This is a genomic window from Phenylobacterium aquaticum, from assembly GCF_947378715.1.
Taxonomy (GTDB): Bacteria; Pseudomonadota; Alphaproteobacteria; order Caulobacterales; family Caulobacteraceae; genus Phenylobacterium; species Phenylobacterium aquaticum_A.
The window spans coordinates 1-26,541 of record NZ_CANCLE010000009.1 but is presented as its reverse complement, the minus strand read 5'-3'; the positions used below and the strand labels follow the sequence as shown (position 1 = coordinate 26,541).

25 protein-coding genes are annotated in these 26,541 nt (G+C 68.8%); 14 read left to right on the top strand and 11 right to left on the bottom strand.

Going from position 1 to position 26,541, the window contains the following annotated elements:
- Window positions 1-28: 28 nt before the first annotated feature.
- A complete protein-coding gene (locus Q7P21_RS02695) occupies window positions 29-1,012 on the bottom strand; it encodes an esterase-like activity of phytase family protein (RefSeq protein WP_304171756.1) in 984 nt (327 codons plus the stop codon).
- Window positions 1,009-2,958, bottom strand: a complete 1,950-nt coding sequence (gene cobT, locus Q7P21_RS02690) for a cobaltochelatase subunit CobT (RefSeq protein ID WP_304175613.1) — start codon at window positions 2,956-2,958, stop codon at window positions 1,009-1,011. Before cobT ends, Q7P21_RS02695 begins: the two co-directional genes overlap by 4 nt.
- A 115-nt stretch (window positions 2,959-3,073) precedes the next feature.
- On the opposite strand from cobT, the gene Q7P21_RS02685 reads away from it, so the two are divergent.
- The gene (locus Q7P21_RS02685) at window positions 3,074-3,253 is read left to right on the top strand and encodes a DUF1328 domain-containing protein (protein ID WP_304169955.1); all 180 of its coding nucleotides are present in this window, start codon (window positions 3,074-3,076) and stop codon (window positions 3,251-3,253) included.
- A gap of 126 nt (window positions 3,254-3,379) precedes the next feature.
- Window positions 3,380-4,504, top strand: a complete 1,125-nt coding sequence (locus Q7P21_RS02680) for a hypothetical protein (protein ID WP_304175611.1) — start codon at window positions 3,380-3,382, stop codon at window positions 4,502-4,504.
- 21 nt (window positions 4,505-4,525) lie between these two features.
- Here the strand turns inward: Q7P21_RS02680 and Q7P21_RS02675 are convergent, their stop codons facing one another.
- Entirely contained in the window at window positions 4,526-6,640 is a 2,115-nt protein-coding gene (locus Q7P21_RS02675; RefSeq protein WP_304175609.1) for an ATP-binding protein, read from the bottom strand.
- Between the two features lie 165 nt (window positions 6,641-6,805).
- Window positions 6,806-7,810: a cobaltochelatase subunit CobS gene (gene cobS, locus Q7P21_RS02670; RefSeq protein ID WP_304169958.1), complete on the bottom strand. Its 1,005-nt coding sequence runs from the start codon at window positions 7,808-7,810 to the stop codon at window positions 6,806-6,808.
- A gap of 97 nt (window positions 7,811-7,907) precedes the next feature.
- Between cobS and Q7P21_RS02665 the strand changes: the two genes are divergently transcribed.
- Entirely contained in the window at window positions 7,908-8,780 is an 873-nt protein-coding gene (locus Q7P21_RS02665) for a TauD/TfdA family dioxygenase (protein ID WP_304169959.1), read from the top strand.
- 9 nt (window positions 8,781-8,789) lie between these two features.
- Here Q7P21_RS02665 and Q7P21_RS02660 read toward each other — a convergent pair whose 3' ends face one another.
- Window positions 8,790-11,144 (bottom strand): TonB-dependent receptor, encoded by a 2,355-nt coding sequence (locus Q7P21_RS02660; protein WP_304175606.1) that lies wholly within the window; start codon window positions 11,142-11,144, stop codon window positions 8,790-8,792.
- A 180-nt stretch (window positions 11,145-11,324) separates the two neighbouring features.
- Between Q7P21_RS02660 and Q7P21_RS02655 the strand changes: the two genes are divergently transcribed.
- Window positions 11,325-11,771 carry an RcnB family protein gene (locus Q7P21_RS02655; RefSeq protein ID WP_304169961.1) on the top strand — a complete coding sequence of 149 codons (447 nt, stop codon included), beginning with the start codon at window positions 11,325-11,327 and terminating at the stop codon, window positions 11,769-11,771.
- A 60-nt stretch (window positions 11,772-11,831) separates the two neighbouring features.
- Here Q7P21_RS02655 and Q7P21_RS02650 read toward each other — a convergent pair whose 3' ends face one another.
- A complete protein-coding gene (locus Q7P21_RS02650) occupies window positions 11,832-12,488 on the bottom strand; it encodes a DnaJ domain-containing protein (RefSeq protein ID WP_304169962.1) in 657 nt (218 codons plus the stop codon).
- A gap of 52 nt (window positions 12,489-12,540) precedes the next feature.
- Here Q7P21_RS02650 and Q7P21_RS02645 point away from each other — a divergent pair, with 52 nt between their 5' ends.
- The 5 genes from Q7P21_RS02645 (at window position 12,541) to Q7P21_RS02625 (ending at window position 16,903) form a co-directional block, all read left to right on the top strand.
- Window positions 12,541-12,813, top strand: a complete 273-nt coding sequence (locus Q7P21_RS02645; protein WP_304169963.1) for a BolA family transcriptional regulator — start codon at window positions 12,541-12,543, stop codon at window positions 12,811-12,813.
- Between the two features lie 79 nt (window positions 12,814-12,892).
- Window positions 12,893-13,387: a 2Fe-2S iron-sulfur cluster-binding protein gene (locus Q7P21_RS02640; RefSeq protein ID WP_304169964.1), complete on the top strand. Its 495-nt coding sequence runs from the start codon at window positions 12,893-12,895 to the stop codon at window positions 13,385-13,387.
- A complete protein-coding gene (locus Q7P21_RS02635; RefSeq protein WP_304175604.1) occupies window positions 13,384-14,334 on the top strand; it encodes a xanthine dehydrogenase family protein subunit M in 951 nt (316 codons plus the stop codon). Before Q7P21_RS02640 ends, Q7P21_RS02635 begins: the two co-directional genes overlap by 4 nt.
- Complete coding sequence (locus tag Q7P21_RS02630) at window positions 14,331-16,595, top strand: xanthine dehydrogenase family protein molybdopterin-binding subunit (protein WP_304175602.1); 2,265 nt, start codon at window positions 14,331-14,333, stop codon at window positions 16,593-16,595. Before Q7P21_RS02635 ends, Q7P21_RS02630 begins: the two co-directional genes overlap by 4 nt.
- A gap of 116 nt (window positions 16,596-16,711) precedes the next feature.
- Window positions 16,712-16,903 carry a Thivi_2564 family membrane protein gene (locus Q7P21_RS02625; protein WP_304171575.1) on the top strand — a complete coding sequence of 64 codons (192 nt, stop codon included), beginning with the start codon at window positions 16,712-16,714 and terminating at the stop codon, window positions 16,901-16,903.
- 15 nt (window positions 16,904-16,918) lie between these two features.
- Here the strand turns inward: Q7P21_RS02625 and Q7P21_RS02620 are convergent, their stop codons facing one another.
- From Q7P21_RS02620 to Q7P21_RS02605, 4 genes are all read right to left on the bottom strand, one after another.
- A complete protein-coding gene (locus Q7P21_RS02620; protein WP_304171581.1) occupies window positions 16,919-17,284 on the bottom strand; it encodes a response regulator in 366 nt (121 codons plus the stop codon).
- Between the two features lie 101 nt (window positions 17,285-17,385).
- Window positions 17,386-18,675 carry an HlyC/CorC family transporter gene (locus Q7P21_RS02615; RefSeq protein ID WP_304175627.1) on the bottom strand — a complete coding sequence of 430 codons (1,290 nt, stop codon included), beginning with the start codon at window positions 18,673-18,675 and terminating at the stop codon, window positions 17,386-17,388.
- A complete protein-coding gene (gene aroB, locus Q7P21_RS02610) occupies window positions 18,672-19,781 on the bottom strand; it encodes a 3-dehydroquinate synthase (RefSeq protein WP_304171577.1) in 1,110 nt (369 codons plus the stop codon). Before aroB ends, Q7P21_RS02615 begins: the two co-directional genes overlap by 4 nt.
- On the bottom strand, window positions 19,778-20,326 hold the full coding sequence (locus tag Q7P21_RS02605) for a shikimate kinase (RefSeq protein ID WP_304171579.1): 549 nt from the start codon (window positions 20,324-20,326) through the stop codon (window positions 19,778-19,780). Before Q7P21_RS02605 ends, aroB begins: the two co-directional genes overlap by 4 nt.
- Before the next feature lie 67 nt (window positions 20,327-20,393).
- On the opposite strand from Q7P21_RS02605, the gene Q7P21_RS02600 reads away from it, so the two are divergent.
- On the top strand, window positions 20,394-21,740 hold the full coding sequence (locus tag Q7P21_RS02600; RefSeq protein ID WP_304175600.1) for a hypothetical protein: 1,347 nt from the start codon (window positions 20,394-20,396) through the stop codon (window positions 21,738-21,740).
- On the top strand, window positions 21,737-22,651 hold the full coding sequence (locus Q7P21_RS02595) for a tyrosine recombinase (protein ID WP_304170727.1): 915 nt from the start codon (window positions 21,737-21,739) through the stop codon (window positions 22,649-22,651). The genes Q7P21_RS02600 and Q7P21_RS02595 overlap by 4 nt, the downstream gene beginning before the upstream one ends.
- A gap of 71 nt (window positions 22,652-22,722) precedes the next feature.
- Here the strand turns inward: Q7P21_RS02595 and Q7P21_RS02590 are convergent, their stop codons facing one another.
- A complete protein-coding gene (locus Q7P21_RS02590; RefSeq protein WP_304170728.1) occupies window positions 22,723-23,460 on the bottom strand; it encodes a glycine zipper 2TM domain-containing protein in 738 nt (245 codons plus the stop codon).
- Window positions 23,461-23,684: 224 nt separating this feature from the next.
- On the opposite strand from Q7P21_RS02590, the gene Q7P21_RS02585 reads away from it, so the two are divergent.
- The 3 genes from Q7P21_RS02585 to Q7P21_RS02575 all read left to right on the top strand — a co-directional run bounded on the left by Q7P21_RS02585 (window position 23,685) and on the right by Q7P21_RS02575 (window position 26,524).
- Window positions 23,685-24,431 carry an SDR family NAD(P)-dependent oxidoreductase gene (locus Q7P21_RS02585; protein ID WP_304175598.1) on the top strand — a complete coding sequence of 249 codons (747 nt, stop codon included), beginning with the start codon at window positions 23,685-23,687 and terminating at the stop codon, window positions 24,429-24,431.
- A 35-nt stretch (window positions 24,432-24,466) separates the two neighbouring features.
- Window positions 24,467-25,450 (top strand): NADP-dependent oxidoreductase, encoded by a 984-nt coding sequence (locus tag Q7P21_RS02580; RefSeq protein WP_304170732.1) that lies wholly within the window; start codon window positions 24,467-24,469, stop codon window positions 25,448-25,450.
- A gap of 111 nt (window positions 25,451-25,561) precedes the next feature.
- Window positions 25,562-26,524 carry an acetyl-CoA carboxylase carboxyltransferase subunit alpha gene (locus Q7P21_RS02575; RefSeq protein ID WP_304170734.1) on the top strand — a complete coding sequence of 321 codons (963 nt, stop codon included), beginning with the start codon at window positions 25,562-25,564 and terminating at the stop codon, window positions 26,522-26,524.
- Window positions 26,525-26,541: the final 17 nt, after the last annotated feature.

Sequence of the window (26,541 nt, the reverse complement as noted above, 5' to 3'; positions counted from 1 at the left end):
GGGTGTCCTCCTAATATATGTCGCGCCGTTATCGGGTCGGCGGCGTCCAGTCGAAGGCCAGCAGCAGGGTGCGCTGCTTGGCGGAAAAATTATCATCTGAAATCAGATAGAACCGAACGGCTCCTGAGGCGGAGGGTACGGCGCCCAACCCCTCGAAATTGTCGACGCTGAGCGGGGCGGCCAGTTCGATCCGGCTGACCTGGGCGCCCTTGGCGTCCAGCACCAGCAGGCTGACCCGGCTGCCGCGCACAGGGTCCCAGGCGCGGATCAAATAGGCGGTGCGGCCCTGGGGCAGGGGAGCGACCGCAGTCAGCCCGGCGCCCATTGGCACATCGACCTTGCGATCGAGGACGCAGGCGCGCGACAGGCGGCAGATCCAGGTCTGGCCGGTGTCCTCCTGGCCCGTGACATAGGCGTCCGGGGCGATCGACGGGAGGGCGGCCAGGGCCTCCATGCCCAGATTGTGCCGGAAGGTCACATCCGGCGAATTGACCGCGTGCGGCGCCCCGCCCTTGGCGGGATAGAGCAGGATGCGATCATCGTCCTCGAAGCTGACCAGTCGGTCGCCGTCGGGCAGGACGGCGATCCCCTCGGCGTCGGATTCGTTCTTGCCCTGCAGGGGCTCGCCGTCCGGTCCGGTCAGGACGCTCATCCGGGCGTCGGCGATCCCCGCCAGGCGGCCCTTTGCGTCCAGCACCAGCCGCGCCTCCAGGAGGTCGCCTTCGTCGCTCTCCGAGACGATGCGATTGTCGGCAAGCACCTTCAGGTCCGACAGGCCGTGCAGGCGCGCGGTGTCGCCGGACGCCAGGGCCAGGCCGCCCGCATAGGTGAAGTCCCCCAGCCGGTCCTGCTGTGGCGCGCTCGGATTGAGCGGAACCGGTTGGGCCACGACGGTGATTCCCGGACCAGCCGACATCGGCCCCTTGGGCAGGGCCACGGGCGGCGGGGAGCAGGCGCAGAGCGCCAGGACGGCGAATAGTCCTCCCCAGCGGCGCAGGGGAGAACGCCTCACGCCACGGCTCTCCGCACTTCCTTGAAGGTCGAGCGTCGGGCGGCGCCCTGGGGCCCCTGGGTGGTGGGCGGCGGTGGCAGCAGGCTGGCGGTCTTGCGGTTCGATTTGCGAATCTCCTCGTCGAACAGCTCGGCCAGCTGGTCAACGATGGCGCCGGCCAACTGCTCCACATCGACGATGGTCACGGCGCGCCGGTAATAGCGGGTCACGTCGTGGCCGATGCCGATGGCGATCAACTGCACCGGGCTCTTGTCCTGGATCTCGGTGATCACCTCGCGCAGGTGGCGCTCCAGATAGTGGCCGGAATTCACCGACAGGGTCGAATCATCCACCGGCGCGCCGTCGGAGATCACCATCAGGATGCGCCGGGCCTCGGACCGGCCGATCAGCCGCTGGTGCGCCCACATCAGGGCCTCGCCGTCGATATTCTCCTTCAACAGGCCCTCGCGCATCATCAGGCCGAGATTGCGTCGCGCGCGCCGCCACGGGGCGTCGGCGGCCTTGTAGATGATGTGGCGCAGGTCGTTCAGTCGCCCCGGCTGGGCGGGCTTGCCGGCCTTCAGCCAGTCCTCACGCGAGGAGCCGCCCTTCCAGGCCCGCGTGGTGAAGCCCAGGATCTCGGTCTTGACCCCGCAACGCTCCAGCGTGCGGGCCAGGATATCGGCGCAGACGGCGGCGACCATGATCGGGCGGCCCCGCATGGAGCCGGAATTGTCGATCAGTATGGTGACCACCGTGTCGCGGAACTCGGTGTCTTCCTCTTCCTTGAACGCCAGGGACGCGGTCGGGTCGACGATCACCCGGGTCAGGCGCGCGACATCGAGGATTCCTTCCTCCAGGTCGAAGGTCCAGGAACGGTTCTGCTGGGCCATCAGCTTGCGCTGCAGCTTGTTGGCCAGGCGGGAGACCACGCTGGAAAGGCTGGCCAGCTGCTGGTCCAGATAGGCGCGCAGGCGGCTCAGCTCCTCCGGCTCACACAGCTCCTCGGCCGCCACCACCTCGTCATGGGCGGTGGTGAAGACCTTGTAGGTGGCGGTCTTGGCGTCGCCCTTCAGCTCCGGCCGGGCGGGCTGCTCGCCCTCGCCCATGTCCGGCTGCTCGTCAGTGTCCTCGGCGTTGGGATCATCCTCGGCCTGCATCATCTGGCTGTCGGCGTCCTCGCTCTCGCGGTGGGTCGCCTCGTTCTCGTCCATCGAGGCCTGCTGCGGGGATTGGCCTTCGCCTTCGCCCTCGTCGCCGTCCTCAGAGCTTTCCGATTCGCCGTCCTCGCCTTCCTCGTCCTGGTCATCGGCCTGGTCGGGGGCGTCGGACAGGTCGTCGCCCATGGCCAGGTCGCGCAGGATGGTGCGGGCCACCCGGGCGAAGGCCTTCTGGTCGTCGACCACGGCGACCAGCCTGTCGATGTCGTCGCCGGCCCGCGACTCGATATCCTTGCGGAACAGGTCGACCAGGGGCTGGGCGGCGGCCGGCGGGGCCACGCCGGTCAGGCGCTCGCGCACCATCAGGGCCAGGACGTCGGCGACCGGTGGATTGGCGGCGGCCTCCACGGGATTGAAGGTGCGCTTGGCCCAGGCCGCCTCGTGCACGGCCTTGAGGTTCTCGCGCACGCCGCCGAGCGCAATGGCGCCCACCGCCTCGATACGGGCCTGCTCCAGGGCGTCATAGACCGGCGCCCCCTGGGCCGAGCCGGGCCGCGCCTTGGCGTGGATCGCCGCGTCATGGTGCGAGATGCGCAGGGCCATCTGGTCGGCCAGGCCGCGGATGCGGGCGGCGTCGGCCGGGGTCAGGTCACGGGGCGGGTGGGGCAGGACCGCCCGGTTGCCGATCAGCTGCGGGCCCTCGCCGGAAAACACGATCTCCAGGTCGGGGCTCTCGGCGAGCGAGCGCGCGGCGTTGGCCAGCGCGCGTTTGAAGGGCTCGATCGGGCTTTCAGGGTTCTTGGCCATGGTCCTTTTCCATAGCGCGCCCAGGCGAGGGGAGGGAAGCGCCGCGTGCAGGAACGCGGACCCGATTGCGCACGTTCTCTGGTCCGGACATCACCAGATCGGATTGGATTTCGACATGCTGAAATGGGTGCTCATCTTCGCCGTCATCGCGCTGCTGGCCGGCGGCCTCGGCTTCACCGGCGTCGCCGGCGCCGCCGCGGGCATCGCCAAGCTGCTGTTCTTCGTCTGTGTCGCGGGCTTCGTGCTGTTCCTGGCGCTGGGCGCCTTCGTCGGCAAGAAGATCGCCGGCGGCTAGGCCTGCATAGGCAGTCTCGCCTGTGGCGCAACGCCGCAGGATACACGCCATGGGCGAGACGCTTTGTTTACCATCAGGGCTCTTCACTCGCGTCCGAGTAGTGGCTGTCGCGAGGGGGATTAAAAGTTGATACCGGCCGGCTGTCTGCGCATTTTCGGCGTCGTGCCCGGGGCCTCTCAGCAGCGCCTGGCCCAGGTCATAGACGGCTTTCTGGCGAAGAACTGGTCGCCCCCGCGCCGCTTCGCCCAAATGACCGCCTGCGCCTTCCTGCTCACCGATCCAGGCGCGTCTCGCATCGACGTCGCGCCCCTGGCGGTGTCGGCCTCGGCCCTGCAGCGCAGCCTTGCCTCCGGCCAGGGCGCCGGACCCTCTCTACTGCTGTTCGAAGGCGCCATGGCGGCGGTTCAGGCCTTCGCCGCCTTGGACGATCAGGCGCTGGCGTCTGGCCTGCGCGACCCTTCCAGACTGCCTCCGGGCGGCCGGCTAACTCAGGTGACCGACATTTCTCCTCACACCAGCGCGCCCACGGCCTTGGCCTCTCTGCCGGCGACGGCGTCCTTCGCCGGGGTCTATTCCCTCGATCGCCGGGGCTTCATCGGCGATGTGCTGGGGCGGACGTTCGGCGGCGGCGTGCACAGCCTGGTGGGCGGGGCCGCGACCATGCCCGCGCCGGACCAGGCGGCGGCCTTTGACCTGGCCTGTCTCGCCGAAGGGCTTCGCATGCTGACCACGCCCGGCCATGTCGGGGTGTTGTTCTTTCCGCTGTCCTATGCGGGCCTGACCGACCAGGCGACCGGTCCATCCTACGCCAAGCTCCTGGGCGCCATGCCGGCGGACCGGAGAAACCAGGCGGCGGCCAATGTCTATGGCCTGCCCTCGAACGTCACGGGCCGCGCCCTGCAATGGGTCTCCGCGACCCTCGCCGGCGCCTTCGCCTATATCGATCTGCGGATCACCGACCCCGACTTTCCCGTCGCGAATGTGAAAGAGGGCGCCTTTTCCAGCGCGACCCTGGTGCTGCCGGACGGCGACGCCGCCCAACGGCAGGGCGTGGTCAGTCGCTGGCTGACCGGCCGCGCAGCCTGGCGCGAGCGGCGGCTCTGGACGGCCCTCACCAACCTGCGCGCACCGCAGGAGATCCAGGCGGCCGCGACCCTGCAGATTCCCTTCATCAGCGGTCCCGGCGTGTCGGCCTTCGCGGCCAGCGCCTTTGGCGGACGCGCGCGCGCCCTGCTGGAACTGCCCGCCTGACGGGCCTGGGCGCCCGGCCGGTCAGGCCGCCGCCGCTTCCGCATCGTCCAGATCGGCTTCGGCCAGAGCCACGTCTATGGCCTCGAACAGCTTGGCGGCCTCGATCGGCTTGGGCACGAAGCCGGTCATGCCGGCGGCCAGATATTCCTCGACCTGGTGGCGCATGACATTGGCCGACAGCGCCAGGATCGGGATGGGCCGGCGACCGCTCTGGGCCTCCTGGGCGCGGATCTCGGCCGTGGCCTCGACGCCGTTCATCTCCGGCATCTGCACGTCCATCAGGATAAGGTCATAGCCGCCGATCCGCCAGGCCTCGACGGCCTCGCGGCCGTCGCCAACCAGGGTCAGGTCGACGCCGAAGGGCTCCAGCAGCGACTTCAGGATCAGTTGGTTGGTCGGATTGTCCTCTGCCGCCAGGATGCGCGCCGTCCCGGTCTGGGTGGTGGTCGCCTGGACGGGCAGGGCGGCGTCGCGGCGGTCGGCGCGGCGCTCCAGGGGCAGGTCGAAGCTGAAGGTCGAGCCCTGGCCGACCCGGCTCTCCACCCACATCCGCCCGCCCATCAGCTCGGTCAGCTCCTTGCTGATCGCCAGGCCCAGCCCGGTGCCGCCGAACCGGCGGGTGGTGGAGGCGTCGACCTGGCTGAATTTCTGGAACAGATCGCTCAGTCGGTCCTCGGGAATGCCGATGCCGCTGTCGCGCACCGTGAAGCGCAGGCCCGCCAGCGTTGTGGCGACTGTCACGGTCACGGCGCCCGAGGCGGTGAACTTCACGGCGTTGGAGACCAGATTGGCCAGGATCTGGCGAAGCCGCGCCCCATCGCCCCACCAAACGCCATGGGCCTTGTCCTCGATCTCCAGCCGCAGCTCGACGCCCTTCTGGGCGGCCAGGCTGGAGAAGGTCGCGCAGCTGGACTCGACGGCTTCGCCCAGGTCGAACTCGTGGTTGTCGATATCCAGGCGGCCGGCCTCGATCTTGGAAATGTCCAGCACGTCGTTCAGCACGGCCAGCAGGGTATGGCCGGAATTGGTGATGACGTTCAGCCGATCGCGCTGGGCGCTGCTGAGATCCTCTCGGTTCATCACCTGGGTCATGCCGAGGATGCCGTTCAGCGGCGTGCGGATCTCGTGGCTCATATTGGCCAGGAACTGGGACTTGGCGACGCTGGCGGCGGCGGCCTGGTCGCGCGCCCGGACCAGCTCGCTCATGGTGCGTTCGAGCGCCCCGTCGCCGGCCGCCATCTCCCGCAGGATGGCGCGGATGCGGGCGGCGAGCGCCAGGCCCGCCATCAGCAGGGTGCCCAGCACCACGATGAACAGCGGGGCGGCCCGCTTCAGCACGGCGCGGCCGGGCCGCTTCGGCGTCCAGGCCACGTCGGCCACCGCGAAGCCGTTGACATCGACGATCTGAGACCGCGCGCCCTTGGCCTCGCCCGCGTTGGGCGCCAGGTGAGCGTCCTGGATGTGCAGATCGTCGTTGAGGTCCTGGAGCAGGGGGGCGTTGATCTCCCGCGCCGTGACCAGCAGTCGGTCCGGTCCGGCGGCGCGATGGGTCCGGACGCCCTCGGGCAGGATGGTGGCGGCGGCGACCAGATAGTAGCGGCCCTGGGCGACGACCACGCCGCTGCCGGAGATCGCCTGGCCCAGGCCGCCGGGCGGGTTCAGCCGCGACAGGCGCAGATTGACCGCCTCCTGCTCACGCAGTTGGGCGATCAGCGGCTGCAGTTCGTGGCGGAACGCGTCGGTGTCGGCGCCGGTGGATCGGGCCAGCCCCTTCCAGGCATAGAGGGTCTGGTCGCGCCCATCGAGGATCAGGCTCAGATCGTGCTTGAGGTCCTTGGCGTAGTAGCCGCCGACATAGATGTCGGCCCAGGCGGGGTCCAGCTGGCCGGCCGCCAGCCGGTCATAGGCCTCGTCCCAGACACTGACCGAGGTCGTCTGCTGGACCATCTGCTCAAGCAGGTTGTCGAGGCGGCGCGAAACCAGGTCGCGTTCCTCGGAGGCTTGGGCCTGGTCGGTGGAGACGGCCGTATAGGTCATCAGCCCGACGCCGCCGGCCATGACGACGGCCAGGATCAACACCGCCAGGGCGATGATCCGTCTTACCGCGGCCTGGCTGTGGGGCAGACTCGAGGTCATGGGTGTCCCAAGCGAACTGAACTGCGCCCAGTTGCGGGGGAGGATTGATAGGAAACGGTAAACAGCCCCCGCGACCCGTGGTCGTTGTCCTCAATCTGGGGACAATTCAGGGGCGTATTCGAGCCCCTGACCGCCATCAGGCGTTCAGGGGCTGAATTTCGGTCGTCAGGCGACCTTAACGCGGGCGGTGCTTTCCGGCAGGTCCTGGCCGAAGGCGCGCTGGAAGAACTCGGCGACGGTGCCGCGCTCCAGCTCGTCGCACTTGTTCAGGAAGGTCATGCGGAAGGCCAGCGCGATATCGCCGCCGAAGATCTCGGCGTTCTGGGCCCAGGTGATCACGGTCCGCGGGCTCATGACGGTGGAGATGTCGCCGTTCATGAAGGCGTTGCGGGTCATGTCGGCCACCCGGACCATGGCCGCGATCTGGCGCTTGCCCTCGACCGTGTCGTAGTGCGGCGACTTGGCCAGCACGATCTCGGCCTCAACGTCATGGGCCAGATAGTTCAGGGTCGTGACGATCGACCAGCGGTCCATCTGACCTTGGTTGATCTGCTGGGTGCCGTGATAGAGGCCGGTGGTGTCGCCCAGACCGATGGTGTTGGTCGTGGAGAACAGCCGGAAGAACGGATTGGGCCGGATCACGCGGTTCTGGTCCAGCAGGGTCAGCTTGCCCTGCGCTTCCAGCACGCGCTGGATCACGAACATCACATCCGGACGGCCGGCGTCATATTCGTCGAACACGAGCGCGATCGGCCGCTGGATGGTCCAGGGCAGGATGCCTTCGCGGAATTCGGTGATCTGCTTGCCGTCCTTCAGGACGATGGCGTCCTTGCCGACCAGATCGATCCGCGACACGTGGCTGTCGAGGTTCACGCGGATCAGCGGCCAGTTGAGGCGGGCGGCGACCTGCTCGATGTGGGTCGACTTGCCGGTGCCGTGATAGCCCTGGACCATCACCCGACGGTCGAAGGCGAAGCCGGCGCAGATGGCGCGGGTCGTCTCCGGGTCGAACTTGTAGGCCGGATCGAAGTCCGGCACGTGCGAGTCCCGCTCGCTGAAGGCCGGGACCATCATGTCCACGTCCACCCCGAAGGTTTCCCGAACGGAAACCTGTTTGTCGGGGACCAGCGAGATCAGCGTGTCGTTTTGAGTGTCAGCGAGAGAGGTCATAATCCGGTTCGATTACAGGGTTACGCGCCCGATGCAAACGGGTGTTTGATGGGGAAAAGCCCCAAACCGACACGGGGTGATCTCGGGAGCACACGCCATGTTGAAAGAGGCCGCCGGCGCCTATCGCACCATTCAGGTCTTCCCCCAGGAATCCGGCTTCGGCGCCGAGATCGTGGGCGTGGATCTGTCACGCCCGCTGCTGCCTGAGGTGCTCAGCGAGCTGAAGGCCGCCTGGGCCCGCCATGGCGTGGTCAGTTTCCCCGACCAGCCGCTGAGCCTGGACGAGCTGGAGGCCTTCACCTTGAAGATCGGTCGCTTCGGCGTCGACCCCTTCATCGCCCCCATGGCCGGCCACCCCAATGTGCTGGAGCTGCGCCGCGAGCCCGACGAGAAGGCGACCAATTTCGGGGCTGGCTGGCATTCCGACTGGAGCTTCCAGCGCGAGCCGCCCGCCGCCACCATTCTGCATTCCGAGGTCATTCCCCCGGTCGGCGGCGACACCCTGTTCGCCGATTGCGCCCAGGCCTATGAGGACCTGTCGCCGGGCATGAAGAAAATGCTGGCCCCCCTCCGCGCCGTCCATTCGGCCGGCTACGCCTATGGGACCAAGGGCGTCTTCGCCCGCGAGACCGAGGCGCGGACCATGCGGATCATCGTCTCGGAGGAGGCGGACAAGTCCCTGACCCACCCCCTGGTCCGCACCCATCCGGTCACCGGCCGCAAGGCGCTCTATATCAGCCCGGTCTACAGCCACGGGATCGAGGGGTTCTCGGTCAAGGAAAGCCGCGCCCTGCTGAGCTTCCTGTTCGAGCACATGACGGCCGAGGACTATGTCTATCGCCACAAATGGCGGCCGAAGATGCTCCTGATGTGGGACAACCGCTGCACCGTCCATTTCGCCGAGGGCGGCTATGACGGCCACCTGCGGCTGATGCATCGCACGACGGTGGCTGGCGAGATCCCGGTCTAGGGCCGCCCCTCAGTACCGCACCCGCAGCGTCGCCCCGATCATGCGTGGATCGCTGGGCGTTCCGACCACCAGCCCGGAGTTTCCGGCCTGGACGGTGACGTTCTGCAGGTAGTTGGCGTCGAACAGGTTCCTGGCCCAGAGCGAGACCTCCCACGGGCCTTGCGACCGGAAGCCCAGGCTGGCATTGACCAAGCTATAGCCCTTGATGACCGTGTAGATGGAATCCGTGGGGTCACCATAGATCTTGGTCCGGCTGGTGCCTTCCAGGTGCAGATAGGCTTCCCCATCCCGGCCCGCGAGGCGGACCTCATGCTTGTATTCGCCGCCCGCCGACCAGACCCAGCGCGGCAGGGCGGACAAGGGCTTGCCGCTCAGGTCACAGACGGTGGTGGACGACCCGATCCGCTCCAGGGGGCAGGGGCCGTTGCGGTAGGAGACGTACTTGCCTTCGGTCCAGGAGCCCGAGACATGGCCCGACACATGCTCGCCAGCCACGAACTGACTGTCCAGTTCCACGCCCCTGACCCTGACCCGGTCGATATTGGCCAGATAGCCGCGCAGCGCGCCCGGACCGGTGTCGACGACATTGGTCTGGAAGTCCCGCACCGTGGTCTCGAAGGCGTCGACATTCAGGGTGAGCCGCTTGTCGAACAGGGCGCTCTTCAGGCCCACCTCGACGGTGGTGTTCTTCTCCGGCCGGATCACCGCCGTGGCCAGGGCGGGCTGGTTCGCGGCGTTCAGCGGCAGGCCGGACATGTTGAGCCCGCCGGACTTGCTGGTCCGCGCGTAGCTGGCATAGGCCATGACCCCGTCGGTGATGTCATAGGCCGCGACCGCCCGGCCTGACAGGCTGCCGTCGGTGTCGGCCGCCGTGTAGGACTGGGGCCGCAGGATCGAGAGCTTGCTGTTCAGGAGCGCGGTGGTCGCCGGGGTCGCTCCCCCAGAGACCGTCGAGTCGAACCGTCCCGACTTGTCCTCATAGGTGTAGCGCAGCCCTCCGGTCAGGTTGAGCCGCTCGGTGACCCGCCAGGTCGCTTCGCCGAAGGCGGCATAGCTGTTGCTGCGGAACCGCGTCTGGCCGTCGGTCATATAGCCGTCCAGCAGATTTCCCGGGATGGCCGGCGGTGAACCCAGCAGCCAATAGGCGGCCAGGGGGCCATATTGCGTGATCGGCCGCCCGGCGATCGATTGTGAGAACCAGTAGAGGCCGGCCACATAGTCCAGGGTCTGGCGGCCATTGGAGGCGATCCGCAGTTCCTGGCTGTACTGATCCTGGTGCGAGGGGATGTGCTGCAGGGTCTGGATCGACAGGCCGGTATAGTCGCGGTCGTTGGCGGCGTCCCAATCCCACCAGCGCCAGGCGCTGACCGAGGTCACCGTGGCCGATCCGAGCTTCCAGTCGGCGATGGCCGACAGCCCGCCCTCGCTGGTGTCGACCTTCAGCGCGGCGTCGATGTCGGTCAGACGGTCATAGGGATCCAGGCTCGGCGGCTTGTAGTTCAGGCCGGCCGCCAGGGCGGGATATTGGCGCGCAGCCGGCTTCAAGGTCGTGCCGACCCGGACATAGACCTGGGTGCAGCAGTTGCTGTTGAAGGAATTATAGTCCGCCGACAGCCTCAGGCTGAACGTGTCGCTGGGCTTGATCAGCAGCTGGCCGTGGAGGGCGGCGTTGTTGAGAGTGTTGTTGTCGACGCCGGTCGTGACATTGTGGATGACCCCGTCGCGGGCCGTCGCCACGACCGAGAGCCGCCCCGCCACCACGTCGCCGAACAGCGGGCCGCTCACCGACAGCTTGCCCTGCCGGTAGCCGAGGTTCCCACCGGTCGCCTCGGCGCTCAGCTCGGGCGTGAAGCTCGGCGGCTTGGTGGAGATATTGATCGCCCCGGCGGTGGTGTTCTTGCCGAACACCGTCCCCTGCGGTCCCCGCAGGACTTCCACGCGCTCAACGTCCAGGAAGTCGAAAGCCGCCGTCGCCGGGCGTCCGTGATAGACCTGATCGACATAGAAGCCGACGCCCGGCTCCAGCCCGTCGTTCGACTGCGACACGGCCACCACGCTGGAGCCCAGTCCGCGCACGGTGAAGGCCGTGTTCCGGGGATTGGGCGAGCTGTAATAGAGGCTCGGGACCATCACGGTGATCTGGGAAAGGTTGTTGGTCGCGGTGGTGCTCAGGGCCTTCTCGCTGACCACCGACAGGGCGCCTGGCACGGCCTGGGAGTCCTCTTCTCGCAGCCGGGCGGTCACCGTCACCGCTTCGACCGTCACATCCGCCGCATCGGCGGCGGCGTCGGCCGTGTAGGCGCTTGAGGCGGCCAACCCCAGGCCCGCCGCCATGATCAGCGTCCGATAGCCACTGCCCAGCATCTGAAATCCCCCGCATTCACGCGTTATGTAGTTCGACTACATAACGACTCGCAAGGCCTGGCCTGCCGATGTCGACGGCTGGGGACGCCGGAACCCTCGCTGACCCCGGCCGTTGGTTGGTCTCGAAGGCCGGACGACCGGCCGCGCGCGTCGGCGCTCTCCGCGCCGCGAGGAATTCCAATGAAAAAGATGCTGATCGGGGCCATCGCCCTGTCGCTGGCGGCGGTCTCCGCCGCCTCCGCCCAACCCTACAGCTATGGCCAGTACAACCAGGACCACGCTCAGCATGATCCTGGTGAGCGTGACCACGGCGATCACCGCGACGGTGGCCGCGGCGGCTACGGCCAGGACCGCGCGGGATACGGGAACCAGGGATATGGGAACCAGGGCGGCGATCGCGGAGAACACCGGGGCTGGGGCCGCGAATATGGCGGAAACCACCACCATTGGCGGCGCGGCCAACGCATGGGCTACAACGACTGGCAGGGGGCTCAGCGGGTCGATTATCGCCGCCACCACCTGCGCCGCCCGCCCCAGGGCTATGAATGGCGCGAGTCCAACGGCCAATACATCCTGGGCGCCGTCGCCACGGGCCTGATCCTGTCGATCCTGCTGAACGGCCACTAAGCTTTCAGGACGGAAACCCAACGCCGCCGGTCGCGAGATCGGCGGCGTCGTGCTGCCCGCTCAGACCATCTTCGCCTTGCGCAGGGTCGCATAGGCCTTGATCACCCGCTGCAGCTTGTGCTCGGCCGAGCGGTCGCCGCCATTGGCGTCGGGGTGGCAGCGCTTGACCATGTCGGTGTAGCGGGCGCGGATCTTCGGGCCGTCGGCGTCCTCGTCGAGGTCGAGGTCGGCCAGCGCATTGCGCTCCATCTTGCCCAGCTTGCGGCGCTCCGGCGCATTGGCCGGGTTCTGGCTGGCCTTGCCGCCGGTGCCGAACATGCTGAAGGGGTCGTGGAACCCCGACCCCACGCCAAAGCCATGGGCCGCTGCGGCGGCTTCCCGCGAGAAGCGGCTGGCCTTGAGGTCCCAGGTCGGCCGGTCGCCGGTGGCGCTTTGCGCCTGGCGCTTGCGGATCTCGCCCTCGCTCATGCCGGCGAAGAAGTTCCAGTTGCGATTATATTCCGCCGCGTGCGGCTGGCAGAACCAGTAGTGCTCGTTCAGCATGTCGCGGGATTTCGGCGCGCGCGCCGTCGCCGCCACCCGACAGGTCGGGTGGTCGCAAGCCCGTTCGCCGGGCTTCAACGCATAGACGTCATCCGTCCGGGTCGCGTCCTCCGCAGAGGGGGGACGAACCCGGATATCGACGAACTTAGGTTTGTATTGAAACGCGCCGGCCATGTCCCAAGTATGAAGCGGTCTGAGACCCTTTCAAGAATTGAAGATTGAGCCGATGGGCGCCATATTCGAAGCCATTCATACCAAACTCACTGCGGCATTCGCGCCCACCCGCCTGGAGATCCAGGATGACTCCGATCGCCACGCCGGGCATTCGGGGGCCACGAGCGGGGGCGAAAGCCATTTTAACATAGTCATTCAAGCCCCTGCCTTCGAGGGCGCCGCCAAAGTCGCCCGTCAAAGGATGGTCTATCGCACTCTGGCCGAGGAGCTGGCGGGTCCCGTCCACGCCCTTTCGGTCAAGGCTCTCGCGCCCAACGAATCCTAGGCCGAGGCTGATCACGACAAAGAATCTCGCGCCGCTATGGGGCGGCCCGCGCTGGGGAGGCGTGTTTTTGAAGACGACCATGACTGTGAACGGGCAGGCGAGCACGCTTGACCTCGACCCTCGCACCACCCTGCTCGACGCCCTGCGCGAGCATTTGAACCTCAAGGGCTCCAAGAAAGGCTGCGACCACGGCCAGTGCGGCGCCTGCACCGTGCTGGTGAACGGGGTGCGCATCAATTCGTGCCTGTCGCTGGCTGTCATGCATGACGGTGACGCGGTGACCACCATCGAAGGGCTGGGCGTCGTTGGCGCCCTGCATCCGCTGCAGGAGGCCTTCCTGAAGCAGGACGCCTTCCAGTGCGGCTATTGCACCCCGGGCCAGATCTGTTCGGCGGCCGGCATGCTCAAGGAGCTGGCCGACAATTGGCCCAGCCAGGAGACCGCCGACCTGACCGCCGCCATCGTGGCGACCGACGCCGAGATCCGCGAGCGGATGAGCGGCAACATCTGCCGCTGCTCGGCCTATCCCCAGATCCTCGCGGCCATCCGCGACGTGGTGGGAGCCGTCGCATGAGGCCCTTCACCTACGAACGCGCCACCGACGCCGCCTCGGCCGTCAAGGCCGTGTCGGACAACCCCAACGCCAGGTTCCTGGCCGGCGGCACCAACCTGCTCGACCTGATGAAGCTGGAGATCGAGCATCCGACCCATCTGGTCGATGTCGGCCGCCTGCCGCTCGCGGCCATCGAGGAGACCGCCGACGGCGGCCTGAGGATCGGGGCCATGGCCACCAACAGCCTGGTCGCCGCCGACCCCCGCGTCCGCGCCCGCTATCCGGTCCTGGCCCAGGCCATCATCCACGGCGGCTCGCCCCAGCTGCGCAACAAGGCCACCGTGGGCGGCAACCTGATGCAGCGGACCCGCTGCGCCTATTTCTACGACACCACCAAGCCCTGCAATAAACGCCAGCCCGGCGCAGGCTGCAGCGCCCTGGAGGGCCTGAACCGAAACGCCGCCATCCTGGGGGCCAGCGAACACTGCATCGCGACCAACCCCTCCGACATGTCCGTGGCGCTCACCGCCCTGGGCGCCGGGGTCGAGGCCATGACCGCCACGGGCGCGGTCCGGGCGCTCACCGTCGCCGATCTGCATCTGGCGCCGGGCGACACGCCGCATATCGAGACCGCCTTGTCGGCCGGTGAGCTGATCACCGCCGTCACCCTGCCGCCGGCTCCGACTGGGGGGCAGGTCTATCGCAAGGCCCGCGACCGCGCCTCCTATGCCGGCGGCCTGGCCATGGTGGCCGTGGCCGGGGGCCAGATCGCCCTGGGCGGCGTCGCCTACAAGCCCTGGCGGGCGCTCAAGGCCGAGGCGGCCCTGGCCGCCGGCCAGACCCCCGCCGCCGCAGCGGAGGCCGAACTGGCCGACGCCCGCGACAGCGGTCGCAACGCCTTCAAGATCGCGCTCACCACCCGGCTCACCGTCGCCGCCATCGCCCAGGCCCAAGGGGGCAAGTCATGAGTTCCATTGCTGACTGGGCCACGCCCAATCCCGTCACCGAGAACCGCTCCGGCCTGATCGGCAAGGCGGTCGACCGCTATGAAGGCCCGCTCAAGGTCACCGGGACCGCTCCCTACGCCTATGAGGTCGAGGCCCCGTCGCCGCCGGTGCAGGGCGCCATCGTCACCTCGGCGATCGCCCGGGGTCGCGTCGCGGCCATCGACACCGCCGAGGCCGAGGCCTCGCCCGGCGTCTTGCTGGTCTGGACCCACAAGACCATCCCGGCCCAGGGCGCGCGCGGGGCGCGGATCAATCCGCGTAGCCAGCGGCCCTCCAGCCCGGTCATGGACTCCGACGAGGTGCGCTATTTCGGCGAGACCGTGGCCTTCGTCGTCGCCGACACCCTGGAGAACGCCCGCGCCGCCGCGGCGCTGATCAAGGTCACTTATGACGAACTCTGGGCCGTGGTCGATTTTCCGGCCAGCCTGGGCCTCGCGGAGAACCCTCCTGGCGAGGAGGACGTCCGCATCGGCGACTTCGAGACGGCTTTCGCGGCCGCCCCGGTGACCCTCGACGAGACCTATACCAGCCCGATCCAGAACCACGTCCAGATGGAGCCCTGCGCCACCACCGCCTGGTGGGACGGCGACAAGGTCACGGTCCATACCTCGATCCAGATGGTGAAGGGGGGGCAGCACGCCCTGGCCGAGACCCTGATGATCCCGTCCGACGATGTCCACCTGCTGACCCGCTACATCGGCGGCGGCTTCGGCGGCAAGGGTCAGTCCTATGACGACTTGTCCTTGGCGGCTCTCGCGGCCCGGGAACTGAAGCGCCCGGTCAAGGTCGCCTATACCCGCCAGCAGATGATGCTGGGCACCATCCACCGCCCGGCGACCATCCAGCGCGTCCGCCTGGGCGCCACGCCGGACGGCCGCCTGACCGCCTTCGCCCTGGACGGCTACACCCACTGCGCCCGCGACGCGCTGTTCACCGAGCACTTCGCCAATTTCGCGCGCAGCCTCTACGCCGCCCCCAACCGCCTGACCGGCCACAAGCTGGTCAAGATGGACCTGCCGGGAGCCGGCCCCATGCGGGCGCCCGGCGAGGCCTCAGGCATGCTCAGCCTCGAGGTCGCCATGGACGAGCTGGCCGAGAAGCTCGGCCTCGACCCCATCCAGTTGCGGCTGATCAATGAGCCCGAGCGCGACCCGGAGACCGGCAAGCCGTTTTCCATCCGCCAGCTCGCCCGCTGCATGAACGAAGGCGCCCAGCACTTCGGCTGGGATCGCCGCAATCCCAAGCCGGGCCAGGTGCGCGACGGCCGCTGGTGGGTCGGCATGGGCATGGCCGCCGCCATCCGCGCCGACTACCTCCTGCCGGCCAAGGCCGGTGCGCGGATCACCGCAGACGGGACGATCACCCTGCTGCAGGGCATGACCGACATCGGCACGGGCACCTACACCATCCTGGCCCAGATCACCGCCGAGACCCTCGGCGTGCCCCTGTCCCAGGTGCGGGTTGAGATCGGCGATTCCAACCTCCCGCCGGCCCCCGGCTCGGGCGGCCAGTTCGGCGCCTCCACCGCCGGCTCGGCGGCCCTGGACGCCGGCATGAAGCTGCGGGTCGCTCTGGCTCATCTCGCCGTCGGTGACCCGAACTCGCCGCTCTATGGCGCGTCGCCGGACCTTGTGACCTTTGACGACGGCAAGATCCGCTTCGGCAACCAGTCGGAGGACCTGTCGACCCTGGTCGCCCGCGCGGCGCCCGAGGGGGTCTATGCCGAGGGTTCGATCAGCCCGCCGGCCGACCGTCGCGATGTCTCGCTCCACACCTATGGCGCCCACTTCGCCGAGGTCGGCGTCGACATGGACACCGGTGAGGTGCGCATGCGCCGCATGTACGGGGTGTTCGCCGCCGGCCGCATCCTCAACGCCAAGACCGCCAAGAGCCAGATCACCGGCGGGATGATCTGGGGGGTCGGCACGGCTCTGACCGAGACCAATTCGGTCGACCCGCGCTACGGCTCCCTGATCAACCAGGACGTCGGCGGCTATCTGGTCCCGGTCCATGCCGACATCGTCGACCTCGACGCCGTCTTCCTCGACGAGGTGGATGACAAGGCCAATCCCATGGGCATCAAGGGGGTCGGCGAGCTGGGCATCAGCGGCGCCGGCGCGGCCATCGCCAACGCCATCTACAACGCCTGCGGCGTGCGCCTGCGCGACTATCCCATGACCCCGGACAAGGTCTTGGCGGGCCTGATCGCGGCCGGACTCTAGGGCTCGGGAACGATGGGAAGAACGGAGGGGCCGTGGCCCCTCCGGAACCATAAGCTTGGCCAGGGGTATTATCCGGGCGGGGCGCGCCTCCGCGCCATCAAACCCGGAGACGCCCCATGTCGCTCATCAACCTGCTCATCGTCCTGATCGTGGTCGGAGTCCTGCTCTGGCTGGTCAACAACTACATCCCGATGGACGGCAAGATTAAGCAGATCCTCAACGCGGTCGTCGTGATCGGCGTCGTGCTTTGGCTGCTGCAGGCCTTCGGGATCCTGGGTTCGCTCGGCGGCATCCACATCGGCCGCTGACGCCAGGCATCGTCCTCAGATCCGTTTCGCGAGACCCTGCAGCACCTTGGCCAGGTCGACCTCGCGGAACGGCTTCTGCAGCACGGCTGAGTCGCGATCCACCTCGCGCAAGCCCGCGTCGCCATAGCCGGTGGCGAAGGCGAAGGGGACGCCCTTGGCCCGCAGCAGGTCGGCGACCGGAAAGGTCGATTGGCCGCCCAGGTTCACATCCAGCACCGCGCAGTCGATCTCGGCGTTCTCGGCCAGGGCCAGGGCTTCATCAAGCCGAGCGGCCGGTCCCACCACATGACAGCCCAGGTCGCCCAGCATGTCCTCGATCAGCATGGACACCATCATCTCGTCCTCGACGATGAGGACGCGCAGTCCGGCCAGCTCTGGCATTGCGGTCATCCGACGCCCACCCTCCGGCAGCTTGGCCTAGCCCGCATCAACGCACGAGTCGCCGCCGCGTTCCCGCCGCCCGGGCTGACGCGGCCACGAATTCAGTCGCTGGCGTTGGGGTTTTCCAGCGGCGCCGAAATCCGCAGGGCCGTGATCTGGTTCCTGACCCGCTTGACCACCTGGAAGCGGTGGCGGTGGAAGATGAAGGTCTGGCCGATCTTCGGTATCGCCTGGGCCTCGTGGATCACCAGGCCGGCCACCGTCACCGCCTGATCATCCGGCAGGTCCCAGTCCATCGCCCGATTGAGGTCGCGGATCGCCACCGAGCCGTCGACGCTGACCGAACCGTCGGGCTGCTTGCGGACGCCCGGCAGGGAGGTGTCGTGCTCATCCTCGATCTCCCCGACGATCTCCTCGAGGATGTCCTCCAGGGTCACCAGCCCCTGCAGGGCGCCATATTCATCCACCACCAGGGCGAAATGGGTCTGGCGCTTCAGAAAGGCGTTCAGCTGGTCCTTGAGATTGGTGGTCTCCGGGATGAACCAGGGCTCGCGGATGATCTTCTCGATGTCCAACCCGTCCACCGAGCCGTCGGCCTCGGCCAGGGCGTGCAGCAGGTCCTTGGCGTGGAAGACGCCGATGATGTTTTCCGGATCGCCGCGATAGAGCGGCATCCGTGTGTGGTCGCTTTCCAGGGCCGCAGTGACGAATTCGCGCGGCGGCAGGTCGGCGTCCAGCATGTCGATCGACATGCGGTGCACCATCACCTGGGCCACATCCATGTCCGACAGGTCGAGCACCCCGCCCAGCATGCGCCGGTCGCGTTCTTCCACCAGGCCTTCGGAGTGGTGATACTCCACCGCGCCACGGATCTCCTCGTGGGCGGCCAGGACGTCGACCTCCATGTCCAGCTTCACCCCGAACAGCCGCAGCGTCCGGCGCACGATGAACTGGATGGTGTAGATCACCGGCCCGAACAGCCGCACCACCAGCAGGGTCGGCCCCGACAGGAACCGCGCCACGTCGTCGGAGCGCAGTATGGCCAGGGTCTTGGGCAGCACCTCGGCGAACACCAGCACCAGCACGGTCATGATCGCCGTCGCCGCCGCCACGCCCCAGGGCCCTGGGATCGCCGCAGTCAGCACCTCGGTGGTCAGGGCCGAAGCCAGGATATTGATCAGGTTGTTGCCCAAGAGGACCGCCCCGATCATCGTCTCCTGGTCGGAGGTGAGCTTGTTCACCCGCTTGGCGGCGCGATCGCCCTCGCGCTCCAGCTGGTGCATCCGCGCCCGGCTCGCGCCGGTCAGCGAGGTTTCGGCGGCCGAGAACATGGCCGAGATGGCCAGAAGGCCGAAGACGATCGGCGCCAGCGCCAGGATCGCGCCCATCAGAGTGCGCCTTCGGTCTGGAGGAACGCCGTCACGGCGGCGGCGTCGACATTCTTGGCCACGAAGGCGTCGCCCAGGGCGCGGGCCAGGATGAAGGTCAGGCGCCCACCCTCGGCCTTCTTGTCCTGGCCCATGTGGCGGACCAGGGTCCTGGCGTCGAAGGGCTTGGCGGTGACCTCGGACATCCGGGTCGGCAGGCCGGCGGCGGCGATCGCCGCCTCGGCGCGCCGGGCGTCCTGGGCCTCGCACAGGCCTTGAGAGGCGGAAAACCGGAAGGCCAGAGCCGAACCGGCCGCCACGGCCTCGCCGTGCAGCAGGGCCTCGCCATAGCCGGTCTCGGCTTCCAGGGCGTGGCCAAAGGTGTGGCCGAGATTGAGCAGGGCGCGACGGCCCGCCTCCTTCTCGTCTTCGATGACGATCTCGGCCTTCATTTCCACCGAGCGGGCCACGGCGTGGGCCAGCGCCTCGGGCTCGCGCGACAGCACCTGGCCGGCATGGGCCTCCAGCCATTCGAAGAAGGCGAAGTCGCCCAACAGGCCGTACTTGATCACCTCGGCATAGCCAGCCCGCATCTCCCGCGCCGGCAGGGTGGCCAGCACGTCGAGGTCGGCCAGCACCAGCCGGGGCTGGTGGAAGGCGCCGATCAGGTTCTTGCCGCGCGGGGTGTCGATAGCGGTCTTGCCGCCCACCGAGGAATCCACCTGAGCCAGCAGGGTGGTCGGAATCTGCACGAAGTCGACGCCGCGCTTGTAGATGGCGGCCGCGAAACCGGCGAGGTCGCCCACCACCCCGCCGCCAAAGGCCACGATCAGGTCGCCGCGATCCAGTTCCAGAGCCAGCAGGCGGTCGGACAGATCGGCCAGGCCTGCGAAGCTCTTGGTCTGCTCGCCAGGCGGCACGATCACCGCCGGACAGGCGATGCCGGCGGCCTCCAAGGCGGCGGTCAGGCGTGGGCCGTGCAGGGCCCAGACCGTCTCGTCGGAGACGATGGCTGCGCGGCCGTTCTTCAGGAAGGGGGCTATGCGGGCGCCGGCGGTGTCCAGCAACCCCCGGCCGATCACGACCTCATAGGCGCGATCGCCCAGGCCGACGGGGACGGTTCTGGTCACGGGTTCTGTTTCTCCAAGTGGGCGGTCAGGGCGCGGATCACCTGGTCGACGGTGACGTGGTGGGCGGTGTCGCCGGTCTCCACGGTCACATCGGCCTCGGCATAGGTGGGGTAGCGGATCTCGGCCAGCTCCTGCAGCACGGCCAGCGGATCCTTGCCGGCCAGCAGCGGGCGGCTGTCCTTGCGGCCGACCCGGCGCACCAGCACCTCCAGATCGGCCTTCAGCCAGACGGAGATCGAGCGCGCCTTAATTAGGGCCCGGGTCTCAGCGTTCATGAAGGCTCCGCCGCCGGTGGCCAGCACATGCGGCGGCTCGTCCAGCAGGCGGGCGATCACCCGACGCTCGCCCTCACGGAAGGCGGCCTCGCCCATGTCGGCGAAGATTTCCGGTATCGTCCGCCCCGCAGCGGCCTCGACTTCGTTGTCGGCGTCGCGAAAGGGCATGTCGAGGGCGTTGGCCAGGCGGCGGCCGACGCTCGATTTTCCGACTCCCATCAATCCGACGAGGGTGATGGTGCGGGCGCGCAGCGGTTTGTAACGGTCCATGAACACGACAAGGCTTACACGAGCCTGCGGCCTCGCGCCAACCATGTGCGCCCCCTTAGGATACGGCATGACCCTTCGACGCCTCCGCTCCAGCCTCTTGCCCGCCCTTGCAGCGAGCCTGATGACCGCGTTTCCGGCTCTGGCCCAGGCGCCAGAGGGCGCGCCAAATCCGGTCGCCGTGGCGGTCTCGTCCCTGGCCGCCCCCGACTTCTTCTCCGCCGCCGGCCACGACACCGGCCTCGGTCCCGACCTTTGGAAGACTGCGTCTCCCGAAACCCTGCGCGCCGTGCTGCCCCTGCTGGCCGCCAAGCCCCTGTCGCCGGCCGCCCAGGCCCTGGCGCGGCGCGTGCTGGCGACCGGCGCTTCCGGCCCGGGTAACGCCGGCCAGGATCCGACCCTGGCGGGCGTGCGGATCAGCGCCCTGATCGCCCAGGGCGGGGTCAAGGACGCCGACGAGATTCTCTCCAAGACCTCCGGCCTCGACCAGCGTCCGGCCCTGGCCCAGGCGGCGGCGGAAGCCGCCCTGCTGTCCAATGATCCCGACCGCGCCTGCGCGCTCGGTGACGCCTTGGCGGTCGGCCGCGACGACATCTACTGGGTCCGGCTGCGGGCCTATTGCCAGCTACGCAAGGGCGATGCCGGAGCGGCTCAGCTGACCTTCGACCTGGCTCAGGGCCTGGCCCGCGATCCGGTCTATGGCCGCCTGATGGGCGCCAAGCTCGCCGGTGGCGGTGATCCTGGCGCAGCAGCCCTGCGCAACGGGCTCGACGTCGCCCTGTCTCGCGATCTCGGCCTCGATCTCGGGGGCGCAACCCCGTCGCCGGCCGTCGCCGCCGCGCTCAATCCGCCGCCCGATGGCGCGCCCCGCTGGCCCATGGAGAGCGGCCCCGGTCCGGTCCGGTCCGCCATGGCCGTCCTGGCCCAGGGCGACCTCACCGCCGCCCAGACCCTGCGCGCCAGCCTGACCGAGGCTGACACCATCGCCGCCGGCGCCTTCGACATGGCCCTGCTCGACGCCCTGATCGCTGCGGCCTCCGGCAAGGGGGAGGGGCCAGCCCTCGACCGGCTGGTGGAACGCGGCCTGGCTGATGGCGGCAAGCTGCGCGCCAGGGCCCAGGCCGGCGCCGTGATCCTGGCCGGCCTCGGCGCTCCGCTCAGCGACATCGCGCTCGGCCAGCTGGCCAGCTTCCCAGCCGTCGAGGCCAAGGGGCCGGCGGCGCGCATGTTCGCGCTGGACCAAGCCGGCGCCCGCCCCGGCGAGGTCGCCCTGCTGGCGCTCTGGACCTCGGCTGACGCGGGCCCCGGCGGTCCCGCCCCCGGCGACCGCGCCCGGATCATTCGCGCGCTCAAGGCCGCCGGCCTGGAGACCGACGCCCGGGCCTTCGCCGTCGAAGGCCTGCTCGGCGTGCGATGAGCGCCGCGTCCGGCTGGGCCGAAGCCTTTCTGGAGATGATGGCGGCCGAGCGGGCCGCCGCGAAGAACACCCTGACCGCCTATGGCAAGGACCTGGCCGAGGCCTCCGGCTTCCTGGCCGGGCGGGGGCGCGACTTCGGCGACGGTTCGGCGGAGGATATCGAGGCCTATTTCGCCGACCTCGGCGCGCGGGGCCTGTCGCCGGCCACGGCCGCGCGCCGCCGCGCCGCCGTACGCCAGTTCTACCGCTTTGTACTGGGCGAGGGCTGGCGCGACGACGATCCCAGCCGCCGCGTCGAGGCCCCGAAGAAGGGCCGGCCCTTGCCCAAGGTGCTCAGCCGCGAGGAGGTCGACCAGCTGATCGCCGCCGCCGGCGCCCGCGATGGCGGCCAGGGGGTGCGGCTGGCCTGCATGGTCGAGCTGATCTACGCCTCGGGCCTGCGCATCTCCGAGCTCACCGCCCTGCCGCTGGCGGCGCTGGCCCGCGATCCCGCCTATCTGATCGTCACCGGCAAGGGCGGCAAGGATCGCCTCGCCCCGCTCAATCTCGCGGCCCGGGCGGCGGTCAAGGCCTGGCTGGAGGTGCGCAAGGACTTCCTGCCCAAGGGCGACAAGGCCAATCCCTGGCTGTTTCCGTCGCGCGGCAAGGCGGGCCGCCTGACCCCGCGCCGCTTCGCCCAGCTGCTGGACGAGGCCGCCGCTGACGCCGGCGTCGATCCAGCCCGGGTCAGCCCCCATGTCCTGCGCCACGCCTTCGCCACCCACCTGCTGGAGGGCGGCGCCGACCTGCGGGTGGTCCAGAAGCTGCTCGGCCACGCTGACATCGCCACCACCCAGATCTACACTCATGTCGCCTCCGACCGCCTGGCCGAGGTGGTGGCGACCAAGCACCCCCTGGCGCGCAAGTCCTGACCTGAAAAAGGCCGCCCCTTTCGGAGCGGCCCTCGTCAGTGTCGGATCAGGTCGCCCGATCCTGTAGCGGTTCAGCCGCCGGTGATGCGATAGCGGCCCTGGTTGTCCGGGCAGACCCGGACGTAGCGGACGTCACCGGTGCGATCGACCGGGGCCGGCGCCAGGCGACAGCGCTGCTGCTGATAGCTGTAATAGTTGTCGCTGCGGGCGTAGCGGCTCTCCTTGTAGGGCCGGGTCTCCGAGTAGTTGTAGAAATAGCCGGCCTCGTCGCAGTGGGCCGCGCTGGCGGCCTTGCCGACATTGGCGCCGATCACGCCGCCGACCACGGCGCCGAGCACGGTGCCCTCGGTGCGGGCGTTGCGCGCCGCCACGTTGGAGCCCAGGGCCGCACCGGCCAGGGCGCCGATCAGACCGCCGGCGATCTGGCCGTTATTGTTGTTCGAGCGCTGGCGGCAGGGGTCGACATAGGCGCCGGTATAGGCGCTGTCGCGGGCATAGAGGTTGGCGTCGCTGTCGTCCCAGGCCGGGGCCGGACCATAGCGGCGATCATAGGAGCCCATGCCCCAGCGGGCGTCATAGCGGGCGCGTTCGGCCAGATAGTGGTCGCGGCGCTGCTGATATTCGTCACGGGCCCGTTGGTACTCGGCCTTCTTCATCGCGTAGTCGGCGTTGTCCTGACGATAGGCGTCGGACTGCTGCTGATACTGCGAGGTCGGCTGATATTGCTGGGCCGGCTGGTACTGGGCGAAGGCGGGGGCGGCGACGGAAAGAGCGGCCGTCGCGACCAAGGCGATCTTCAAAGCGTTCATGATCAAGACCTTCAGTTGTCGCAAACGGCGCGGCGCTTATCGGGGCCGCGCTGTCATGCAGGGGAGGGGTCGCCGGGGGGCCGCTCACGCGGTGCTTGGCGCCTCTGGTCAACAAACGCCGCCCGGCGGTGGAGGTTGCATGGCGCGGCGCATGGCGCGCTTTCCGCTGGGGGTTCGCGGGTGTTCGCGGCTACCTTCGGGCCAACCATAAAGGGGGAGCGGCCATGATCATCGTCACCGGCGGAACCAAGGGCATTGGCCTGGCCATCGCCGCGCGCCTGGCCCGCGAGGGTGAGTCCCTCGTCCTGGGCTACCAGGCCGATGAGGCCGCCGCCCTGGCCGCTCAAAGCCAACTGACCGCCACCGGCGCCCGGGTCAGCGCCGTCGCCGCCGACGTGGGCGAGATCGAGGGCGCGGCCCAACTGATGGCCCATGCCGCCAGCGTCGCCGACGGTGGGCTGGTCCACATCGTCCACAGCGCCGCGATGATCTATCCGACCACCCTGCTGGACGCCGACCTCGCGGCCTTCACCCAGGCGATCCACGCCAACGGCCTGGCCCTGCTCTATGTCGTCCGCGCCGCCATGCCGCTGCTCAGCCGGGGCAGCAGCATCGTGCTGATCTCCAGCGCTGGGGCCCGGGTCCCCCAGGCCAATTACGGCGCGCTGGGCGTCGGCAAGGCGCTGGCCGAGAGCCTGGTGCGCTATCTGGTGATGGAACTCGCCCCGCGCGGCGTCCGCATCAACGCCGTGGCCCCCGGCCTGGTGGAGACCACCTCGGTCGCCCGCATGCTGGGCGGGCAGGAGGCCGCCGACCGGGTGCTGGAGCGCGCCGGCCGGGCCAATCCTTCTGGTCGCCTCACCCAGGACCAGGACTATGCCGCCGTGGTCGAGTTCCTGCTCAGCCCGGCCGCCGAATTCGTCCAGGGCCAGGTCATCCACGTCAATGGCGGCTCATACGTCCCAGCCTGATCGCACCGTCCCATTTCACTAGAGGAAGCATTTCCATGACCGCCACCCGCCACATTCATCTGGCCCGCCGCCCCAAGGGCGTTCCCGTGCTCGACGACTTCGCCCTGGTCGCCGCCGATTGTCCGGACGCGGGCGAGGGCGAAATCCAGGTCGCCGCCCTGATCATGTCCGTCGACCCCTATATGCGTCCGCGCCTCGACGCTGATCAGCCCCTCGACGTCCCGCTGCTGGGCGGCGGCATCGGCAGGGTGGTCCAGTCGCGCAACCCGAAGTTCAAGGAGGGCGACCTGGTCCGCCATGGCGCCGGCTTCCAGGAGCTGTTCGTCTCCAGCGGCCGTGGCGTCCAGGTGCTGAACCGCGACCCGGCCCTGCCGCTCAGCGTCTATATGCACGCCCTCGGCGGCACGGGAATCACCGCCTATGGCGGCCTCCTGGAAACCGGCGCGCTCAAGGACGGCGAGCAGGTCTTCGTCTCCACCGCCGCCGGCGCGGTCGGCTCGGTGGTCGCCCAGATCGCCAAGATCAAGGGCTGCTACGTGGTCGGCTCCACCGGCGCCGAGGACAAGGCCGCCTGGCTGCGGGACGAGGTCGGCCTCGATGCGGTGATCAACTACAAGGCCCAGCCGCTGGCGGAGGCGCTCGCCGCCGCCACGCCCAAGGGCATCGACGTCTATTTCGAGAATGTCGGCGGCGGCCATCTCGACGCCGCCCTGCCGCGCATGAACGTCCGGGGTCGCATCCCGGTCTGCGGCATGATCTCCACCTATAACGGCGGCGGCGACGGGGTGCGGAACCTGTTCAGCCTGATCTATGGCCGCATCCGCATGGAGGGCTTCGTGGCCAGCGATTTCGGCCACCTGAACGCCGCCTTCGTCGACGACATGACCGGCTGGCTGAAGTCAGGCCAGGTCAAGTACCAGGAGACCGTGCTGGAGGGCTTCGACCGCGCCCCCGAGGGCCTGATCGGCCTGTTTTCCGGCGCCAACTCCGGCAAGATGCTCATCCACATCGCCGACTGACGCGAGGCGGATCGACGCGGCGGCGGGGTGACCCGCCGCCGCAGCACTTGTGAGCCGGCGGGTTCCCCACTAGGTTCCCGCCCTTCGATCACGGGAAAGAAGACACCTCGCATGGCCGCGCACTATCTCGAATTCGAGCGCCCCATCGCCGACCTGGAAGCCAAGATCGAGGAGCTGTCCAAGCTCTCCGAGACCACGGGCTCCGGCGGGCTGGAGCAGGAGATCGAGGCTCTGCGCGCCCGCGCCAAGGACATGCGCCGCGAGGCCTATGGCAAGCTGGACGCCTGGCAGAAGACCCAGGTCGCCCGCCATCCCGACCGCCCGCACTTCGTCGACTATTGCGCCGGCCTGATCGAGGAGTTCGTCGAGCTGCGCGGCGACCGCAAGTTCGGCGACGACCAGGCGATCATGGGCGGGCTGGGCCGGTTCCGCGGCCAGCCGGTGGTGGTCATGGGCCATGAGAAGGGCCGCGACACCGTCACCCGTGTGAAGCACAATTTCGGCTATGGCCGTCCCGAGGGCTACCGCAAGGCCGTGCGCCTGCTGGAGCTGGCCGAGCGGTTCAACCTGCCGGTCATCTCCTTCGTCGACACCACAGCCGCCTATCCGGGCGTGGGCTCCGAGGAGCGCGGCGTGGCCGAGGCCATCGCGCGGGCCACCGAGAAGTCGCTGATGCTCAATGTCCCCATGGTGGCCGTGGTCACCGGCGAGGGCGGGTCCGGTGGGGCCTTGGGCATCGCCTGCGGCAACCGGGTGCTGATTCTCGAACACGCCGTCTATTCGGTGATCCCGCCGGAGGGCGCCAACTCCATCCTCTGGCGTGGCTCGCGCACGCCGGAAGAGGCCGCCAAGGCCATGAAGATCACCGCCCAGGATCTGCTGGGCATGAAGATCGTGGACCGCATCGTGCCGGAGCCGCCCGGCGGCGCCCACGCCGACCCCGAGGCCGCGATCACGGCGGTGGGCGACGCGGTGGAGCAGGAGCTGGCCAGCCTCGAAGGCATGGACATCGCCGCTCTCAAGAAGCAGCGTTCGGAACGCTTCTACGCCATCGGCCGCAGCGGCCTGCAGTGAGGGCCATCCTCGCGGTC

Coding starts and splice junctions, on each gene's coding strand:
- cobT (WP_304175613.1), bottom strand. CDS start 2,958: ATGGCCAAGAACCCTGAAAGCCCGATCGAGCCCTTCAAACGCGCGCTG.
- Q7P21_RS02685 (WP_304169955.1), top strand. CDS start 3,074: ATGCTGAAATGGGTGCTCATCTTCGCCGTCATCGCGCTGCTGGCCGGC.
- Q7P21_RS02675 (WP_304175609.1), bottom strand. CDS start 6,640: ATGACCTCGAGTCTGCCCCACAGCCAGGCCGCGGTAAGACGGATCATC.
- cobS (WP_304169958.1), bottom strand. CDS start 7,810: ATGACCTCTCTCGCTGACACTCAAAACGACACGCTGATCTCGCTGGTC.
- Q7P21_RS02665 (WP_304169959.1), top strand. CDS start 7,908: ATGTTGAAAGAGGCCGCCGGCGCCTATCGCACCATTCAGGTCTTCCCC.
- Q7P21_RS02660 (WP_304175606.1), bottom strand. CDS start 11,144: ATGCTGGGCAGTGGCTATCGGACGCTGATCATGGCGGCGGGCCTGGGG.
- Q7P21_RS02655 (WP_304169961.1), top strand. CDS start 11,325: ATGAAAAAGATGCTGATCGGGGCCATCGCCCTGTCGCTGGCGGCGGTC.
- Q7P21_RS02650 (WP_304169962.1), bottom strand. CDS start 12,488: ATGGCCGGCGCGTTTCAATACAAACCTAAGTTCGTCGATATCCGGGTT.
- Q7P21_RS02645 (WP_304169963.1), top strand. CDS start 12,541: ATGGGCGCCATATTCGAAGCCATTCATACCAAACTCACTGCGGCATTC.
- Q7P21_RS02640 (WP_304169964.1), top strand. CDS start 12,893: ATGACTGTGAACGGGCAGGCGAGCACGCTTGACCTCGACCCTCGCACC.
- Q7P21_RS02635 (WP_304175604.1), top strand. CDS start 13,384: ATGAGGCCCTTCACCTACGAACGCGCCACCGACGCCGCCTCGGCCGTC.
- Q7P21_RS02630 (WP_304175602.1), top strand. CDS start 14,331: ATGAGTTCCATTGCTGACTGGGCCACGCCCAATCCCGTCACCGAGAAC.
- Q7P21_RS02625 (WP_304171575.1), top strand. CDS start 16,712: ATGTCGCTCATCAACCTGCTCATCGTCCTGATCGTGGTCGGAGTCCTG.
- Q7P21_RS02620 (WP_304171581.1), bottom strand. CDS start 17,284: ATGCCAGAGCTGGCCGGACTGCGCGTCCTCATCGTCGAGGACGAGATG.
- Q7P21_RS02605 (WP_304171579.1), bottom strand. CDS start 20,326: ATGGACCGTTACAAACCGCTGCGCGCCCGCACCATCACCCTCGTCGGA.
- Q7P21_RS02600 (WP_304175600.1), top strand. CDS start 20,394: ATGACCCTTCGACGCCTCCGCTCCAGCCTCTTGCCCGCCCTTGCAGCG.
- Q7P21_RS02595 (WP_304170727.1), top strand. CDS start 21,737: ATGAGCGCCGCGTCCGGCTGGGCCGAAGCCTTTCTGGAGATGATGGCG.
- Q7P21_RS02590 (WP_304170728.1), bottom strand. CDS start 23,460: ATGAACGCTTTGAAGATCGCCTTGGTCGCGACGGCCGCTCTTTCCGTC.
- Q7P21_RS02585 (WP_304175598.1), top strand. CDS start 23,685: ATGATCATCGTCACCGGCGGAACCAAGGGCATTGGCCTGGCCATCGCC.
- Q7P21_RS02580 (WP_304170732.1), top strand. CDS start 24,467: ATGACCGCCACCCGCCACATTCATCTGGCCCGCCGCCCCAAGGGCGTT.
- Q7P21_RS02575 (WP_304170734.1), top strand. CDS start 25,562: ATGGCCGCGCACTATCTCGAATTCGAGCGCCCCATCGCCGACCTGGAA.